Consider the following 17339-nt stretch of genomic DNA (forward strand, 5'->3'; position numbering starts at 1 on the left):
CGGTGGTTCAGAGGGCGTCGGGTCCGCGTTCGCCGGTGCGGACCCGGACGGCGGTCTCGACCGGGATCGACCAGACCTTGCCGTCGCCGATCTTCCCGGTGCGGGCGGCCTTGACGACCACGTCGATCAGCTGCTCGGCGTCCTCGTCGTCGACCAGTATCTCGATCCGGACCTTCGGGACCAGGTCCACCGTGTACTCGGCGCCGCGGTAGACCTCGGTGTGGCCGCGCTGGCGGCCGTAGCCGTTGGCCTCGGTGACGGTCAGGCCGTGCACCCCGAAGGCCTGCAGGGCGTCCTTGACCTCGTCCAGGCGGTGCGGCTTGATGACGGCGGTGATGAGCTTCATCGGGCGTCGACCTCGGTCTTCTCGGCGGGGACGGCCGCGGGGACGGCCGGGGTGCGGGCGAGGCTGGCGCCGACGGCGGTGAAGTCGTAGGCGGACTCGGCGTGCTCGGCCTGGTCGATGCCGGACACCTCGACGTCCTCGGAGACCCGGAAGCCGATGGTCTTCTGGATCGCCTGGCCCAGCAGCCAGGAGAGCACGAAGGAGTAGACCAGGACGACGGCCACGCCGAGCGCCTGCTTGCCGAGCTGGCCCAGGCCGCCGCCGTAGAACAGGCCGGACGCGGTCTGGCCGACGTGGCCGGTGGCGAAGAGGCCGATCAGCAGCGAGCCGACGATGCCGCCGACCAGGTGGACGCCGACCACGTCGAGCGAGTCGTCGAAGCCGAACTTGTACTTCAGGCTGATCGCGGCGGCGCACAGCGCGCCGGCGATCAGGCCGATGGCGATCGAGCCGAGCGGGGAGACCGAGCCGCAGGCCGGGGTGATGGCGACCAGGCCGGCCACCGCTCCGGAGGCCGCGCCCAGGGTGGTGAACGCGCCGTGCTTGATCTTCTCGTAGGCCAGCCAGCCGAGGACGGCGGCGGCGGTGGCGACCTGGGTGTTGACGAAGGCCATGCCCGCCACGCCGTTGGCGGCCAGCGCCGAGCCCGCGTTGAAGCCGAACCAGCCGAACCACAGCAGGCCGGAGCCGAGCATCACCAGCGGCAGGTTGTGCGGGCGCATCGGGTCCTTCTTGAAGCCGATCCGCTTGCCCAGCACCAGGGCCAGGGCCAGGCCGGCCGCACCGGCGTTGATGTGCACCGCGGTGCCGCCGGCGAAGTCGATCACGCCGTTGCGGTCGCCGAGCCAGCCGCCGTTGCCGCCGTCGAAGAAGAACACCCAGTGCGCGACCGGGAAGTAGACGACGGTCACCCAGAGCGCCACGAACAGGCTCCAGGCCGCGAACTTCGCCCGGTCCGCGATGGCGCCGCTGATCAGCGCCGGGGTGATGATGGCGAACATCAGCTGGAAGGCGGCGAAGCCGGTCACCGGGATCGTCCCGGTCAGGGCGTTCAGGTCGATGCCGCGCATGCCCAGGTAGTCGAGGTTGCCGATCAGGCCCGCCCCCGCGTCCGGCCCGAAGGCCAGCGTGTAGCCGTACAGGACCCAGAGCACCGTGACGATGGCCAGTGAGATGAAGCTCATCACCAGCATGTTGAGGGTGCTCTTGACCCTGACCATGCCTCCGTAGAAGAAGGCCAGGCCCGGGGTCATCAACATGACCAGGGCCGCACAGATGAACACAAAGGCGGTATCGCCCGCGCTGAAGCCGTCCGGCATCGGCGTCTCCTCCGAAATCAGAGCCGCACCACGACCGGAACACCTGTCCCGTGCCATTCCGGCGTGTCGGCGATGAGAGGAGAGTGCCGAAGTCGGGTTTCGGCCGATGCGGCTCGGTGTTTCGCCGCAGTGACGCGGTCGACGCGCCCGTTACGGGCAGGTGAACCACGGCAGGTGACGCGTACTGGACAGCGCGTGCTATACGCCGACGGCCGTCCGGACGGGGGGCGGACGGCCGTGGGCGACGGAGGGGCGGAGGGTCAGACCACCGAGACGAACTCCGGGATGTCGTGCACCACCCGCTCGGCCAGCCGGTCCACCCCGGGGGCGCCGCGGAAGTCCCGGCTGGCGGCCTCGGAGGTCTTGCGGACCCGGGTGTTCAGCCGCTCGGAGCGCACCTTCCTGGCGATGTCGACCGCTTCCTCGCAGTACTTCGCGGCCTCCTCCGGCTCGCGCTGCAGCAGCCGCACCGAGGCCATCCCGACCAGGTTGAACGCGTAGGTGCGGACGTGGTCGCCGTCTTCCCGGAACCGGTCGACCGCCTCGGTGATCAGCGGCTCGGCGGCCTTGGCCATCGCCACCCCGCGGTCCGAGGTGTACGCCAGGTCCCGGTAGGAGTGGCCGTTCTCCGCGCACAGCTCGGCGTACGAGAAGAACCGCAGCCAGTTCGGCGAGTCCTCGTTGGTCTCCCGGATCTCGCTGAAGGTGTCCTCGGACAGCCGCACCGCCCGGGCGCACCGGTTGACCTCGCCGATGGTGGAGTACGCCCGCGCCTCCATCGCGTACAGCAGCGACTGCTGGCGGGCGGTGGCGGTGTCCCGGCTGCCGTACTGGGCGAGGTGGATCAGCTCCAGCGCGTCCTCGCCGCGGTTGAGGTGGATCATCTGCCGGCTCATGTCGGTCAGCACGTGCGCCCCGAACGGGCGGTCGCCGGCCTCCTTGGCCGCGTGCAGCGCCAGCACGTAGTACTTCTGCGCGCTCGGGTGCATGCCCACGTCGTACGACATGAAGCCGGCCAGGTGGGCGAGTTCGGCGGTGATCCGGAACAGCCGCTTGGTGGTCGTCTCGGGGTAGGTCTCCTGCAACAGGTCGGTGACCTCGTGGAGTTGGCCGACCACCGCCTTGCGGCGCAGGCCGCCGCCGTTCTGCGCGTCCCACTTCCGGAACATCTCGGTGGTCTGCTCCAGCAGCTGCATCTCCGGCTCGGACAGCCGCCCGGAGAACTGCTGGCCGCCGTTGGCCGCCGCCAGGATCGGGGTCGGCGCGCCGTTCGGGCCGGGCGTCAGCCAGCGCTGCATCGGCTCGATCAGCGCCGCGCCGGCCGTCAGCGCCAGCGAAGTGCCCAGGAAGCCGCGGCGGTTGAGCATCAGGTCGCTGCGCGAGTACTCGCTGATCGCCTGCACGGTCTGCTGCGGGCTCCACGGCAGGTCGACCCCGCTGCCGACGGTGGTCACCTGGACCACCGTGCGCAGGCCGAGGTCCTCGACCGAGACCACCGAGCCGAAGCGCTCCGAGAACAGCTCCGACATGATCTTCGGGATCGGCTCGCGCGGCTGTTCGCCGTCCAGCCACCGGCGCACCCGCGAGGTGTCGGTGGAGACGTGGTGCGCGCCGATCTGCCGCGCCCTGCGGTTCACTTGACGCGCCAGCTCGCCCTTCGACCAGCCGCTGCGCGTGAACCAGGAGCCCAGCTTCTCGTTCGGCTGCTTCTCACCCATGGGACCGTCCCCATCCCGCCCCGAACCCGGGGCCCCGCTTCGCCCTGACTCGTGTTCATCGCCGCCCGCGTGACCGGTCGGCTGCGTTCCGTATCCCGAACGTAGCGCGCCTCCGCCATCCGGGGGAGCAACGTCGGAGAAACGCCACCTTTCGCCACCCCCAAGAGTGAACTACCGGGCCGGCGACCGCGCTTCACTGGGAGTCAGCTCTGCATGACCCCGGCACATGCCCGGACCCGACGGACCCCGACGGAGGCACGCGTGCGGCAACGACGATCCGGCATCCGAAGCGCCGGTGCAAGGCGCCTGCTCGCCCGCGCCACCCGGATCGGTGTGCGCCGGTCCGCGCGCGCCTCCGGTGCACCCCGCACCACGCGCCCGTCGGACGACGCCCTGTCACCGTCCCGTAACCAGCGGCGACCGGAACCGGTTGGGGGTGGCATGGACAAGCTGTTCGGCACCCTGCGGCTCACCCCCCTCGGCGCCCGCCGCCGCACCCGGCCCACCGCGCTGCAGGCCGCCGCCGAGTACTCCGGGCGCTGGGGCTGGACGCTGGCCGTCGGCAGCCCGGCCCGGCTCGCCGCCCCGGCCGCCCCGACGGCCTGCGACTGCGGCGTCCCGCACTGCGCCGCGCCCAACCTGCACCACCTGGTCGGGCCGGTGGTCGCCCCCGGCGCGACGGCCGCCGAGCTCGCCGCCCGATGTCCGGCCGACGCCCCGCTGCTGCTCCCGACCGGCCACCAGTTCGACGTCCTGGACGTGCCGGCCCAGCCCGGCCTGCAGGCCCTGGTCCGGCTGGAGCGGATGGGCACCCAGGTCGGCCCGGTGCTGGCCTCCCCCGCCGGCCGGCTGCTGCTCTTCGTCGCCCCCGGCACCGCCGAACGCCTGCCCGACCTGCTCTACCGGATGGGCTGGGACGACGCCTCGCTCGACCTCGCCTGCCACGGCCTCGGCTCCTACCTGGCCGCCCCGCCGACCCCGCTCGGCCCGCTCGGCCCGATGCGCTGGCTGCGCCGCCCCGTCCCGGACAGCGCCCCGCCCGAGGCCCGCCTGCTGCTCGGCACCCTCGCCTACGCCTGCCACCGCACCCGCGCCCGCACCGCGGAACTGGCCGGCTAGGGGCCGCGGACACGGCGAGGCCCGTCCCGGAGGGCCGTTCCCTCCTCGGACGGGCCTCGTCGAGGTGCACCGGTGCGGCGGCGCGTCAGCCCAGCAGCGCGTCCACGAACGCCCCCGGCTCGAACGGCGCGAGGTCGTCCCCGCCCTCGCCGAGGCCGATCAGCTTGACCGGCACGCCGAGTTCGCGCTGCACCGAGATGACGATGCCGCCCTTCGCGGTGCCGTCCAGCTTGGTGAGCACGATGCCGGTGATGTCGACCACCTCGGCGAACACCCGGGCCTGGACCAGGCCGTTCTGCCCGGTGGTGGCGTCCAGCACCAGCAGCACCTCGTCGACCGGGCCGTGCTTCTCGACGACCCGCTTGACCTTGCCGAGCTCGTCCATCAGGCCGGTCTTGGTGTGCAGCCGGCCGGCGGTGTCGATCAGGACGGTGTCGACGCCGTCGGCGATGCCCTGCTTGACGGCGTCGAAGGCGACGGACGCCGGGTCGCCGCCCTCGGGGCCGCGGACGGTGTGCGCGCCGACCCGTTCGCCCCAGGTCTGGAGCTGGTCGGCGGCGGCGGCGCGGAAGGTGTCGGCGGCGCCGAGCACCACCTTGCGCCCGTCGGCGACCAGGACCCGGGCCAGCTTGCCGGTGGTGGTGGTCTTGCCGACGCCGTTGACGCCGACCACCAGCACCACGGCCGGGCCCTCCTCGTGCTTGACCGAGCGGACGGTGCGGTCGGCCTCGGTGCCGATCAGCTTGACCAGCTCCTCGCGGAGCAGGCCGCGCAGCTCGTCGGGGGTGCGGGTGCCGAGCACCTTGACCCGGGTGCGCAGGTTGTCGACCAGCTCCTGGGTGGCGCCGACGCCGACGTCGGCGGTGAGGAGGGTCTCCTCGATCTCCTCCCAGGTGTCCTCGTCGAGGCGGTCCCGGGAGAGCAGGGTGAGCAGGCCCTTGCCGAGGGTGGACTGCGAGCGGGAGAGCCGGGAGCGCAGCCGCACCAGGCGCCCGGCGGTGGGTTCGGGCACCTCGATCGCGGGCGCGGCCTCGGCCTCTTCGGCGGTCGGCTCCTCGGCCGGCTCCTCGACGGCCGGCTCCTCGGCCGGCTCCTCGACGACCGGGGCTTCCGGGGCTTGGGTGGCACCGGTGGCGGCGGGCGGCGCGGCGGGTTCGGCGGCGCCCTCCGCGGGCTTGGCCGGGGCGGTCGCGGTGGTTCCCGGCTCCGGCTTCGCGGGCGCGGTGATGGTCGGCGGTCGGCTCGACCGGTCCAGTTCTCTGCGTCGTTTGCCGGAGACGACGAGTCCGGTGATCGCGCCGATGGCGACCACCGCAATGACAACGGCAAGGATCACGTATTCCATAACCCGTCCAGTATCACGTAGCGCCTATGCCGGGCCCGGCTGCGCGGGTTCCAGCGCTGTCCTGTGCTCCTGCTGCGGTGCCGCGGCCCGCCCCGGCGTCCGCAGCCGCTGGCTGATCACCTGGGAGATGCCGTCGCCCTTCATGGTGACGCCGTACAGGGCGTCCGCGGACTCCATGGTGAGCTTCTGGTGGGTGATGACGATCAGTTGGGAGCTCTCCCGCAGCTCCTCCATGATCCCGACCAGCCGCCGCAGGTTGGTCTCGTCGAGCGCGGCCTCGACCTCGTCCATCACGTAGAACGGGCTGGGCCGGGCCTTGAAAATCGACACCAGCAGGGCGACGGCGGTGAGCGAGCGTTCGCCGCCGGAGAGCAGCGAGAGCCGCTTGACCTTCTTGCCGGGCGGCCGGGCCTCGACCTCGACGCCGGTGGTGAGCATGTTCTCCGGGTCGGTGAGCAGCAGCCGGCCCTCGCCGCCGGGGAACAGCCGGGCGAAGACGCCCTCGAACTGGGCGGCGGTGTCGTGGTAGGCGGCGGTGAACAGCTGCTCGACCCGGGTGTCGACGTCGCGGACGATGTCCATCAGGTCGCGGCGGCTCCGGCGCAGGTCGTCGAGCTGTTCGCCGAGGAAGCGGTGCCGGGCCTCCAGCGCGGCGAACTCCTCCAGCGCGAGCGGGTTGACCTTGCCGAGCTGCTGGTGGGCGCGCTCGGCGGCCTTGAGCCGCCGTTCGACCTCGGCGCGGACGTAGCGCCCGGGCTCGCCGGGTTCCTGGCCGTCCTCGGGCGGCGGGGCGGGAACGGGCTGGTCGGGGCCGTAGCCGGAGAGCAGGTCGCCGCCCTCGATGCCGAACTCCTCCAGGGCCCGGGCCTCGAGCTGTTCGATCCGCAGCCGCTTCTCGGCGCGCAGCACCTCGTCGCGGTGGCCGGCGTCGACCAGCCGGTCGAGTTCGGCCTTGAGGGCGCGGCCGTGCTCGCGGAACTGCCGCAGTTCGGCCTCGCGGGCGGCCCGGTCGGCCTCGACGGCGGCGCGTTCGGCCTCGGCGGCGGCGAGGGTCTCCTCGATCCGGCCGAGCAGGTGCCGGGCGCCGGTGGCGACGGCGGTGGCGACGGCGGACTCCCGGCGGGCGCGTTCGCGCCGTTCGGCGGCGCGGGCGCGGGCCTCGCGCTCGGCGCGGGCGGCCCGGTCGAGCTGGTCGGCGCGTCCGGCGAGGCCGCGCACCCGCTCCTCGTGGGTGCGGACGGCGAGCCGGGACTCCAGCTCGGTCTGCCGGGCGGCGGAGGCGGCGGCGGCGAGCCGGTCGCGTTCGGCGGGGTCGGGTTCGTCCTCGCCGCCGTCGGCGAGTTCCTCGGCGGTGGCGAGGCGTTCGGCGAGTTCCTCGGCGGCGGCCCGGGCCTCGGCGAGGCCGCCGTCGGCCTGGGCGGCGGCGGTGGCGGCGCGGTCGGCCTCGTCCCGGGCGGCCCGGGCGGCGCCGCCGGAGCGGCCGAGGGCGCCGGCGCGTTCGGCCCGGCGCTGCGCGTCCCGGCGGCGCAGTGCGGCCAGTTGTTCGACCTCGGCGGCGCGGGTCTCGCGTTCGGCCCGGGCGGCGGCGAGCTCTTCGGCGGCCCGGGCGCAGCGGGTGTCGAGTTCCTCGATGCCGCGGGCGGCTTCGGCGACGGCGGCGCGGGTCTCCAGCGGGCTGGGCGCGCCGGGTGAGCCGCCGTGGGCGAGGGTGTCGGAGAGCAGGTCGCCGTCGCGGGTGACCGCGGTCCAGTCGGGGTGGCGGTCGATCAGTCGCCGGGCGGCGTCGAGGTCCTCGACCACGGCGGTGCGGGCCAGGATCCGCCGGGCGGCGGCGGCCACCTCGTCCGGTCCGCCGATCAGTTCCGCGGCCCGGCGCACCTCCGCGGGCGGGTCCGCGGAGGTGCGCACGTCCGCGGGCGGGTCCGCGGCGTCGTCCGCCGTCCGGTCGGCGATCAGCAGGGCGGCCCGGCCGCCGTCCCCGGCGCGCAGCCAGGCCAGGGCGTCGGCGGCGCGGGCGGGGTCGGTGGCGGCGAGGGCTTCGGCGGCGGGGCCGAGTCCGGCGGCCACCGCGAGTTCGAACCCGGGTGCGACGGTGAGGAGTTCGGCGGCGGGGCCGAGCACGCCGGGGCGGCCGAGCAGGGCGGCGCTGCCGTCCTTGCGGCGCAGGCCGAGGGCGAGGGCGTCGTGCCGGGCGGTGAGCGCGGCGCGTTCCTTCTCGGCGGCGGTGAGCGCCTCGCGGGCGGCGGAGAGTGCGCGTTCGGCGTCCCGGAGGGCTTCGCGGGCCTGCTGGTGGTGCTGTTCGGCCTGCTCCTCGCCCGTTTCGGACTCCTCTTCCCGGGTGCGGAGCCGCTGGTGCTCCCGGTGGGCGGCGTCGGCGCGCAGCCGGGCCTCGTCGCGGGCGGTGGCGAGCCGTTCGCTCTCGGCCCCGGCGGCGGTGGCGCGGGTGCGGGCGGCGGCGGCCCGGCCCTGCAGGCGGGCGAGTCCTTCGCGCCGGTCGGCGATCGTCCGGGCGGCCGCTCTGAGCCGCAACTCCTCGTCGGCGAGGGCGCGTTCGAGTCCGGTGCGGTCCTCGACGGCTTCGTCGAGGGCGTCCTGGGCCTGTTCCAGGGCGGCTTCGAGGGCGGCTTCCTCCGCGCGGACCCGTTCGGCCTCGCGTTCGAGGTCCTCCGGGTCGCGGCCGCGGCGCTCCTCCAGCTGTCCGGCGGTGGCGGCGGCCCGGATCCGGGCCTCGGCGAGCCCGGTGGTGCCGCGGGTGCGTTCGGCGAGCGAGGAGAGCCGGTACCAGGTCTGCCGGGCGGCTTCGAGGGCCGGTCCGAGCTGTTCGACCTGGGCCTCCAGGACGGCTTCGCGCTGGAGGGCGGCGGCGAGTTGCTGCTCGACGGTGGTGCGGCGGAGTTTGAGCGCGAGTTCGTCGGCGACCTCGGCCTCGACGGCGCGGCGCAGGGTGAGCAGGTCGTCGGCGAGCAGCCGCAGCCGGGCGTCGCGGAGTTCGGCCTGGATGCCGGCGGCGCGCCGGGCGATCTTCGCCTGGCGGCCCAACGGGCCGAGCTGGCGGCGCAGTTCGGCGACCAGGTCCTGGACGCGGTTGAGGTTGGTCTGCATCGCGTCGAGTTTCCGCAGCGCCTTCTCCTTGCGCTTGCGGTGCTTGAGGACGCCAGCCGCCTCCTCGATGAAGGCGCGCCGCCCCATCGGGTCGGCGTGCAGCACGGAGTCGAGCTGGCCCTGGCCGACGATGACGTGCATCTCGCGGCCGATGCCGGAGTCGGAGAGCAGTTCCTGGATGTCGAGCAGCCGGCAGACGGTGCCGTTGAGCGCGTACTCGCTGCCGCCGTTGCGGAACATCGTCCGGGTGATGGTGACTTCGGTGTAGTCGATCGGCAGGGCGCCGTCGGTGTTGTCGATGGTGAGGCTGACCTCGGCGCGGCCGAGCGGGGGGCGCCCGCTGGTGCCGGCGAAGATGACGTCCTCCATCTTGCCGCCGCGCAGCGACTTGGCGCCCTGTTCGCCCATCACCCAGGAGAGCGCGTCGACGACGTTGGACTTGCCGGAGCCGTTGGGGCCGACCACGCAGGTGATGCCGGGTTCGAAGCGCAGGGTGGTCGCCGAGGCGAAGGACTTGAACCCGCGCAGGGTCAGGCTCTTGAGGTGCACCCGACCGTCCTCCTCGCCGTACCGCCGACCGCCGCCGCGGCCCACCGCTGGCGACTGTATCCGGCCGGGGTGCCGACGGGCCCTCAGGCGGTGGTTTGGGCACGCCGCGGGTCGGGCAATGTCCCAGCGACAGGACCGTCGTGGACACGACGAAGGGACGTCCGCCTCGGACGTCCCTTGCAGGCTGCCATCCCCTCGCGGGGAAGCTCAGCGCACGACTGCGTCGCTCACGAGGACCACGAGCGATCAGGTCAGGGCCGGCTCGCGCTGGTCCAGGTCGATGCTGCTGAGCAGCGAGTGCTCATCGGCGACGGCGGACAGCGCGTCGTTCTCGGCCTGGAGCTTGACCAGCTCGTTCTCCAGGTCCTGGACGCGCTGCTGCAGCCGTCGCATCTCGGAGAGCATTCGCGGGTCGGGGCCGCCGACGTACCCGAGAAGCGCCTTTGCCATGATGTGTGGTCCTCCACGCTGAGTGACCGAACCGTGTACGGTGGGTCTTGGGGGAAGGGATACGCACGCGCCTGCGCGCCGGACGTGCTGGCTGGGCACTACGAGGGCATCCGCTGGTGAGTGGCACACTCACAGGCGTGGCCCCGCCGGTTAAACGCAAACCTGTGCGCGGGTTTCCAGCGTCTCACCAAAGACCGTACGGGTCAACACGATCACCGCACGCTACCGCGCCCCTGTCACCTGCATGGCGGGAACCTCACACCATCGGCCGGGCTAGTGGATCACTACGTCTGCGGAGTCAACCACGAGTCTGCCCCGAAGGCAACCCTGTGACACCGGCAGTTGCCGGGGGCTCTCCTCCCGCCGGCAACTGCGGTGTGCTCATCGGATCACGAAGCCCTGGTACCCGTCGCCCACGGCGGTCCAGATCTCGGTGACTCCACTGACCTGACCAGGCGTTCCGGGCCCGCGCAGCGCGGCGAGCAGCCGCTCGCAGTCGGCGCGCGACCCCTCGGCGACCACCTGGACGCGGCCGTCCCCGAGGTTGCTCGTGTAGCCCGTCAGCCCGATCTCCAGGGCCCTGGCCCTGGTCCACCAGCGGAACCCCACCTGCTGGACGCGACCGCGCACCCAGATGGTGGCGCGGACGGACCGGCGGCTGTCGTGACCTTGCATGTGTCGACCATAGTCGGGCACTTCGGGGGCGCTCGGAACGGGCTTCACGCCCCTTCCACCGACCCTCCCCACCGGTGCGGCGCCGCGCTCCCCGCGCACACAGGAGCCGACGGCGCTACCGGCGCGGCTCGGCCAGCGCGTGCAGCGTCCAGCCCCGGCCGGCCGGGTCCAGCGGGGCGGTGGCGGCGGTGAACAGTTCGGCCGCCCGCCGGTAGGAGAGCCGTCCGCGCCCGGTGAGCGGGCAGCGGTCGCGCTCCGGGACGCCGGCCGGGGCGCGCCGGCCGGTGAGGAACAGCGGGCCCGCGGTGCGGCCGGCCACCAGCAGCGGCAGCAGCCGGGCGGTGCCGCCGCGCCAGCGCAGCGGGCGCTCGCCGGCGGCGGCGCGGGCCTGACGGTTCGCCAGGTCGAGCCGGTCCACGTCCAGCGCCAGCAGCCGTTCGATCGGGGCGCCGCTCTCCCGCACCAGGTGCCAGAGCACCTTCTCTCGCAGCGGCACCCGCAGCGCCAGCACGGCCCGCACCCGCTCCTCGCCGGGGCCGCCGGCCGGGCCCGCGGCGGCCGGGGCGGCGGTCGGCAGCGGGCGCAGTCCGGCGGCGGGGTCGGCGGACAGCCAGCCGCGGGCGCACCACCAGCGCAGGGCCGCCCGCAGCGCGGAGAGTTCGCGGTTGGCGGTGCGCGCGCCCACCGCCGCGGCCCGTTCGGCGAACGCGGCGGCCACCCGGCCCGGCGCGTCCGGCCCGTCCAGCAGGGCGAGCGGCAGCACCGGCGGGGCGGCCCCCCGCCGGTGGGCGCCGGACGGCGGGGTGCGGCCGACCAGCAGCCAGGCCCAGGTGTGCAGGGCGATCCGGTAGACCCGCCGGGAGCCGTCCGCGAGCGGGGCCCCCGCCAGGTAGTGCTCGGCCGCGACGGCGAACTCCACGGGTGTCATACCCGCAGTAAATCTGCTGGCGGACAAGCCGTCAACACTCGCCCCAACTGCGGTAAATCGCAGATTTACTGCGGATGATCGCTCCCCTCCCAAAATTGATGCCTCTTCGCTCAACCTTTTCGCCGGAAGCCCTTGCCGGACGGCCCGGCGGCGGGGCAGCCTGCCGGTCATGAAGTCGATTCCACGGCGGCTCGCCGTCCTGCGCGGGCGGGAGTTCCGCCTCTTCTTCACCGGCTACGCCGTCTCGCTGTTCGGCTCCTCGATGGCCTCGGTGGCGGTGGCGTTCGCGGTGCTGGACGGCGGGGGCGGCGGCTCCGGGCTCGGGGTGGTGATGACCGCCCGGATCGTGCCGATCGTGCTGCTGCTGGTGCTCGGCGGGGCGGCCGCGGACCGGCTGGGGCCGCGCCGGGTGATGCTCGGCTCGGACGCGCTGCGCTGCGCGACCCAGGCGGCCGCTGCGGCGCTGCTGTTCGCCGGGCACGGCACGGTGTGGGCGCTGGCCGCGCTGGCGGCGCTGTGGGGGCTGGGCGAGGCGGTGTTCCTGCCCGCGCTGGACGCGCTGCTGCCGCGGCTGGTCCCGGCCGCCGACCTGGCCGACGCCAACGCGCTGACCGGCATCGCCCGCAACGGCGCCGCGGTGGCCGGCCCGGCCCTGGCCGGGCTGCTGACCGCCACCGCCGGGTCGGGCTGGGTGCTGCTGATCGACGCCGCCTCGTACGCGGTGGGCCTGACCGCGCTGGCCCTGCTCCGCGTCCCGGTCCTGCCCGCCGGGGCCGGCGGCCCCGGGCTGATCGCCGAACTCCGCGACGGCTGGGACGAGTTCCGCACCCGGCGGTGGCTGTGGGTGAGCGTGCTGCAGGGCTGCCTGTTCAACCTGCTGGTGTGGGCGCCGTTCCTGGTGCTGGGCCCGGTGCTGGCCCGCGAGCGGCTCGGCGGGGCGAGCGGCTGGGGCGCGGTGATGGGAGCCTACGGGGCGGGCGCGGTGCTGGGCGGGCTGGCGCTGCTGGGGCGGCGGGCCCGGCGGCCGCTGCGCGCGACGCTGGCGGTGACGGCGGGCTGGGCGCTGCCCTCGGGGGCGCTCGCGCTGGGCGAGCCGCTGCCGCTGGTGGTGCTGGCGGCGGCCGGGGCGGGGGTCACCTCGATCGTCTCCGGCACCCTGTTCTCCACCCTGGTGCAGCGCCACGTCCCGCCACAGGCGCTGGGCCGGGTCGGCGGGTACGTGACGCTGGGGGCGTTCGCGTTCGGGCCGGTCGGGCTGGCGCTGGCCGGGCCGCTGGCCTCGGCGGTCGGGGCGGGGACGGTGCTGGGCTGGGGCGCGGCCTGGCAGGTGGTGTCCTGCGCGGCGGTGCTGGCGGTGCTGGGCCGCCGGGAGCCGGTCGCCGCCGAGGCGCCCCCGGACGTGCGAACGGCCCCCGTCCCGTCCGGGGACGGGGGCCGGGGGCCGTCGGACCGCTGAGCGCGAGCCGGGACGTCGGCGTGTCGGGGCGCCGGGGTGTCGGCCGTCAGTCGCCGAAGCTCCCGAAGTCACTGCCGCCGCCGAAGTCCCCGCCGCCACCGAAGTCGCCGCCGGAATCACTGCCGAAGTCGTTGCCGAAGTCGGCGGAGTCGAAGTCGGAGCCCGAGTACTCGCCGGCGTCCGCGCCGTCGTTGTAGTCGTACCCGCCGCCGTCGTGGTCGCCCGCGTAGGCGTAGCCGGGGGTGGAGAGCATCGAGCCGAGCATGGTGCCGACCAGCAGGCCGGGCAGCACGCCGCCGCCGAAGTAGCCGCCCGCCCAGGGGCTGTAGGCCGGGCCGGCGTTCCAGTACGGCTGGTGGCCGTGCTCGGTCTCCACGGTGCGGATCGCCGGGTCCTGGCCGGCCGAGAGCCGGGCCGCGTCGTCGGCGCAGGCCGGGACGGAGCGCGGGGCGCCGCCCGGCGGGGCCCACTGCACGTCGGCGGTGGACGGGCCGTGCCGCGGGTCGAAGAAGCACGGGACGCGGCGCTCGGGCAGCGGGCGGCCCTCGCGGCGGGCGGCCAGGGTGGCCAGCGCGAACCGGCCCTGCTCCAGCGCCTCGGTCACCGGGCGGACGTCCTCGGGCTTCTTCGCCTCGTCCATGGTGCGCTTGGCGAGGTCGTAGGAGTCCAGCGCGCCGGTGTAGTCGGCGCGCTGGGCGTCGTCCGCGCCGGGGGCGCCGGGGTCGAAGTCGAGCCGGTCGAGCTCCTCGCCGAACGCGGTGATGTCCTCGTCCACCACGGTGCGCAGCTGGGCGAGTTCGGCCCGGACCTGCTCCTCCTTGCGCTTCCTGGCCCGGCGGAACAGCAGGAACACGCCGACGCCGAGCAGCGCGACCAGCAGCACCGGGACGAGGATCCAGGCGATCGAGGTGCTGTGCTGCGGGCCGTCGCCCTTGGTCTGCTTCGCCGCCCCGTCGACGAACTCGGTCAGGGTGGCGTTGATGTCCTCGGGGTTCGAGCGGAACGCGGCGCCCGCGATCCGGTCGGTGGCGGCCTTGCCCAGCGCCTTGGCGTCGGAGTTGGCCTGGAACTGGTCGCCGCGCCAGATGCCGTAGACGCCGACGATGCCGACCTTGGTGCGGAGGTCGCCGAACAGGTTCTTCGTCGGGTAGGCCTCGCTGGCGGGCAGCACCGCGATGAAGATCGGCTTGTCCGCGTCCTTCAGCTTCTCGGCCAGCTTGTCCGCCTGGTCCTTGGAGAACCGGTCGTTCATCGCCGGGTCGACGTAGACCTGGACCTTCTTCAGGGAATCGGCCGCGTCGTTCAGGCCGGACGCCGAGGCGGGCGCGGACAGCCCGAGCACCATCAGCAGGCCGAGCAGCGCCGCCAGGACGGCGGCGGGCCCGGTGGCGCGGGAGCGGCGGAGCACAGTTCTCATGCTCCAGACCGTACCGGTCCGCCGGTACGGTCCACGCCCTCCCCGAGTAGTGTTCCCACCCTGGGAGCGCCCCCTACTCCAGGCCGAGACCGGCCCCCCGAACCCCCGCCGACCGGCCGGAGTTGGGACCGCGCGTGCCGCCCGGGGCGTCGGAGCGGGCATAGTGGGGACGATCTTCCGCACCACCTGACAGGAGACCCCTGGTGATCCTCGGCCTCGTCACCGCCGTCGCGGCGTCCGTCTGCTACGGCACCGGGTCGGTCCTGCAGGCCCTCGGCGCCCGCCGCTCCGCCCGGCAGGAGGCGGCGGCCGGCACCGTCACCGAGCACGGCGGGCCGAGCCTGTCCTCGACCGCGAAGGCCGCCGTCACCTGGGAGTTCATCCTCGGCACGGTGCTGGACTTCATCGGCTTCGGCCTCGGCGCGCTGGCCGCCCGGCTGCTGCCGCTGTTCCTGTCGCAGACCATCATCAGCGCCAACCTGGTGATCACCGCGGTGCTCTCGGTCAAGCTGCTGGGCCTGCGGCTGCGCCAGCTGGAGTGGCTGTCGATCGGCGTCCTGTGCGGCGCGCTGGTGCTGCTCGCGGTGGCCGCCGGCCCGGAGGGCGGGCACGAGGCGGCCCGGGCCTTCCACTGGGCGCTGCTGATCGGCTCCGCGGTGCTGATCGCGGGCGGTTCGCTGATCGTCCGCCGGCTCGGTTCGAGCGGGGCGATCGTCGCGGGCCTGCTCTCCGGCCTGGGCTTCGGCGCCCTCGGCATCGGCGTGCGGATCCTGGACGGCGTGCAGCCGTTCGCCCTCGGCGCGCTGCTCGCCGACCCGGCCCTGTACGCCGTCCTGGTCGGCGGCCTCGGCGGCATGTACCTGCACACCGTCGCCCTGCAGATCGGCTCGGTCAACGGCGCGACCGCCGCCCTGGTCGTCGGCGAGACGGTCGTCCCCGGCGCCGTCGGCGTCCTCTGGCTCGGCGACTCCTCCCGCGCCGGCCTGGGCTGGCTGGCCGTCTCCGGCTTCGTCCTCGCCGTGGTCAGCGCCGTCGGCGTCGCCTACTTCGGCGAGGAGGGCGGCGCCCTGCACGCGGCCGCCGAGGAGGAGAAGACCTCCGCCGGGAACACCCGCTGACGCGCTGACGCCCCGACCGGGGCCGGCGGCACGGCTGCTCGGCCCCGGTCCGGAGCCCTTCGGCGCCCACCGGCTGCAGGAGGTCGAGCGGATCGCCCGGAGTTGGGCGCGTGGCGGGTTCAGGCCCGGGGTGGGCGCTGGCACTTGGGGCAGGAGTAGCTGGAGCGGTTCATCCAGGGGTCGCGGCGCATCGGGGTGCCGCAGCGGCGGCAGGGCCGGCCCTCGCGGCCGTAGGCGTCGAGGTCGCGGGAGAAGTAGCCGCTCTCGCCGTTGACGTTGACGTACATCGAGTCGAAGCTGGTGCCGCCGACCGCCAGGGCCGCCGTCATGACGTCCCGGGCGTGGCCGAGGAGTTCGAGGGCGGCGGGGCGGGTCAGGGTGGCGGTGGGGCGGTCGTAGTGCAGGCGGCTGCGCCAGAGGGCCTCGTCGGCGTAGATGTTGCCGACGCCGCTGATCAGGGTCTGGTCGAGCAGGGCGCGCTTGACGGTGGTGCGCTTGGCGCGCAGGGCGGTGGCGAAGGCGGGGTCGTCGAAGCGCGGGTCGAGCGGGTCGCGGGCGATGTGGGCGAGCGAGACGGGGGTGGCCTCGGGGTCGTCGGCCTCGGCCTCCTCGACGGCCAGGCCGCCGAAGGTGCGCTGGTCGACGAAGCGCAGCTCGGTGCCGCCGTCGGCGAACCGGAGCCGGGCCCGCAGGTGCACGGAGTCGGCCATCTCCGGTTCCTGGACGAGGAGTTGGCCGCTCATGCCGAGGTGCCCGACCATGGACAGGCCGTCGCCGAGCGGCACCCACAGGTACTTGCCGCGGCGCTGCGGGGTGCCGAGGGTGCGGCCGCGCAGCAGCGCGGTGAACTCGTCGGCGCCGCCCGCCTGGCGGCGGACGGCGCGCGGGTGCAGCACCTGGACGTCGGCGACGGTGCGTCCGGCGGCCCAGCGGGCCAGGCCGCGGCGGACCACCTCGACCTCGGGCAGTTCGGGCACGGCCGGCCCCGGTCAGCCGAGGGCCGCGGCGGGGTCGCCGTCGGGCCGGCCGGCCTCGTGCTTGGCCTTGATGGCGCGCCAGGCGGACTCGGCGGCCTTCTGCTCGGCTTCCTTCTTCGAGCGTCCGCTGCCGGAGCCGTAGTCCTCGCCGGCCACCCGGGCGGCGGCGGTGAAGGTCTTCTCGTGGTCGGGGCCGGATTCGGTGACCACGTACTCGGGGACGCCGATGCCGACGGCGGCGGTGAGCTCCTGGAGGCTGGTCTTCCAGTCGAGCCCGGCGCCGAGCTGCGCGGACTCCGCGATCAGCGGGTCGAACAGGCGGTGGACGAAGTCCGTGGCGGAGTCCAGGCCCTGGTCGAGGTAGATCGCACCGATCACGGCTTCGACGGTGTCGGCGAGGATCGACGACTTGTCGCGGCCGCCGGTGCCCTCCTCGCCCTTGCCGAGCCGGATGAAGGCTCCGAGGTCGAGGCCGCGGCCGACCTCGGCGAGCGCGCGGGAGTTGACCACCGCGGCGCGGAGTTTGGCGAGCGTGCCCTCGGCGACCTCCGGGTGGAGGCGGTAGAGGGTGTCGGTCACCACGAGGCCCAGCACCGAGTCGCCGAGGAACTCCAGGCGCTCGTTGGTGGGCAGCCCGCCGTTCTCGTACGCGTACGAGCGGTGGGTCAGGGCGCGTACCAGAAGGGCGCGCTCGAGCGTGTAGCCGAGGCGCCCTTCCAGGACGTCGTATTCGGTCGAAGCCGGCCCACCGCCCTTGCCCCCATTGGTCCCGGGGTTCGGCTTGCGGGTGGAACTGCCACTGTCCGACATCGATCCGTGC

General features: G+C 74.4%; 14 protein-coding genes. 3 read left to right on the forward strand and 11 right to left on the reverse strand.

The genetic code is table 11. From position 1 onward, the window contains the following. Positions 1 to 7: 7 nt before the first annotated feature. The 3 genes from EDD39_RS00235 to nsdA form a co-directional block, all read right to left on the reverse strand. A complete protein-coding gene (locus EDD39_RS00235; protein ID WP_123552659.1) occupies positions 8 to 346 on the reverse strand; it encodes a P-II family nitrogen regulator in 339 nt (112 codons plus the stop codon). Continuing rightward, entirely contained in the window at positions 343 to 1665 is a 1323-nt protein-coding gene (locus EDD39_RS00240; RefSeq protein ID WP_123552661.1) for an ammonium transporter, read from the reverse strand. The genes EDD39_RS00235 and EDD39_RS00240 overlap by 4 nt, the downstream gene beginning before the upstream one ends. 260 nt (positions 1666 to 1925) lie before the next feature. Then, positions 1926 to 3383, reverse strand: a complete 1458-nt coding sequence (nsdA, locus tag EDD39_RS00245) for a transcriptional repressor NsdA (RefSeq protein WP_123552663.1) — start codon at positions 3381 to 3383, stop codon at positions 1926 to 1928. A gap of 441 nt (positions 3384 to 3824) precedes the next feature. On the opposite strand from nsdA, the gene EDD39_RS00250 reads away from it, so the two are divergent. After that, the gene (locus EDD39_RS00250; RefSeq protein ID WP_123552665.1) at positions 3825 to 4502 is read left to right on the forward strand and encodes a bifunctional DNA primase/polymerase; all 678 of its coding nucleotides are present in this window, start codon (positions 3825 to 3827) and stop codon (positions 4500 to 4502) included. Between the two features lie 85 nt (positions 4503 to 4587). Here EDD39_RS00250 and ftsY read toward each other — a convergent pair whose 3' ends face one another. The 5 genes from ftsY to EDD39_RS00275 form a co-directional block, all read right to left on the reverse strand. Next, complete coding sequence (gene ftsY, locus EDD39_RS00255; protein WP_123552667.1) at positions 4588 to 5847, reverse strand: signal recognition particle-docking protein FtsY; 1260 nt, start codon at positions 5845 to 5847, stop codon at positions 4588 to 4590. A gap of 24 nt (positions 5848 to 5871) precedes the next feature. Then, positions 5872 to 9498: a chromosome segregation protein SMC gene (smc, locus tag EDD39_RS00260; RefSeq protein ID WP_123560001.1), complete on the reverse strand. Its 3627-nt coding sequence runs from the start codon at positions 9496 to 9498 to the stop codon at positions 5872 to 5874. Between the two features lie 246 nt (positions 9499 to 9744). Next, positions 9745 to 9948 (reverse strand): hypothetical protein, encoded by a 204-nt coding sequence (locus EDD39_RS00265; protein ID WP_030458828.1) that lies wholly within the window; start codon positions 9946 to 9948, stop codon positions 9745 to 9747. A 381-nt stretch (positions 9949 to 10329) separates the two neighbouring features. Continuing rightward, a complete protein-coding gene (locus tag EDD39_RS00270) occupies positions 10330 to 10623 on the reverse strand; it encodes an acylphosphatase (protein WP_030458829.1) in 294 nt (97 codons plus the stop codon). A 115-nt stretch (positions 10624 to 10738) separates the two neighbouring features. Beyond that, positions 10739 to 11551, reverse strand: a complete 813-nt coding sequence (locus tag EDD39_RS00275; protein ID WP_244256546.1) for a site-specific integrase — start codon at positions 11549 to 11551, stop codon at positions 10739 to 10741. A gap of 169 nt (positions 11552 to 11720) precedes the next feature. On the opposite strand from EDD39_RS00275, the gene EDD39_RS00280 reads away from it, so the two are divergent. Then, complete coding sequence (locus EDD39_RS00280) at positions 11721 to 13007, forward strand: MFS transporter (RefSeq protein ID WP_123552671.1); 1287 nt, start codon at positions 11721 to 11723, stop codon at positions 13005 to 13007. Positions 13008 to 13053: 46 nt separating this feature from the next. On the opposite strand, the gene EDD39_RS00285 is transcribed toward EDD39_RS00280, so the two are convergent. Continuing rightward, on the reverse strand, positions 13054 to 14424 hold the full coding sequence (locus tag EDD39_RS00285) for a hypothetical protein (RefSeq protein ID WP_123552673.1): 1371 nt from the start codon (positions 14422 to 14424) through the stop codon (positions 13054 to 13056). A 203-nt stretch (positions 14425 to 14627) separates the two neighbouring features. Between EDD39_RS00285 and EDD39_RS00290 the strand changes: the two genes are divergently transcribed. Continuing rightward, complete coding sequence (locus tag EDD39_RS00290; RefSeq protein WP_123552675.1) at positions 14628 to 15542, forward strand: DMT family protein; 915 nt, start codon at positions 14628 to 14630, stop codon at positions 15540 to 15542. A gap of 119 nt (positions 15543 to 15661) precedes the next feature. Here the strand turns inward: EDD39_RS00290 and mutM are convergent, their stop codons facing one another. Both mutM and rnc read right to left on the reverse strand, forming a co-directional pair. Continuing rightward, positions 15662 to 16519, reverse strand: a complete 858-nt coding sequence (gene mutM, locus EDD39_RS00295) for a bifunctional DNA-formamidopyrimidine glycosylase/DNA-(apurinic or apyrimidinic site) lyase (RefSeq protein WP_123552677.1) — start codon at positions 16517 to 16519, stop codon at positions 15662 to 15664. 12 nt (positions 16520 to 16531) lie between these two features. Next, a complete protein-coding gene (gene rnc, locus EDD39_RS00300) occupies positions 16532 to 17329 on the reverse strand; it encodes a ribonuclease III (RefSeq protein WP_123552679.1) in 798 nt (265 codons plus the stop codon). Between the last annotated feature and the right edge of the window lie 10 nt (positions 17330 to 17339).

It is taken from the genome of Kitasatospora cineracea, assembly GCF_003751605.1.
GTDB lineage: Bacteria > Actinomycetota > Actinomycetes > Streptomycetales > Streptomycetaceae > Kitasatospora > Kitasatospora cineracea.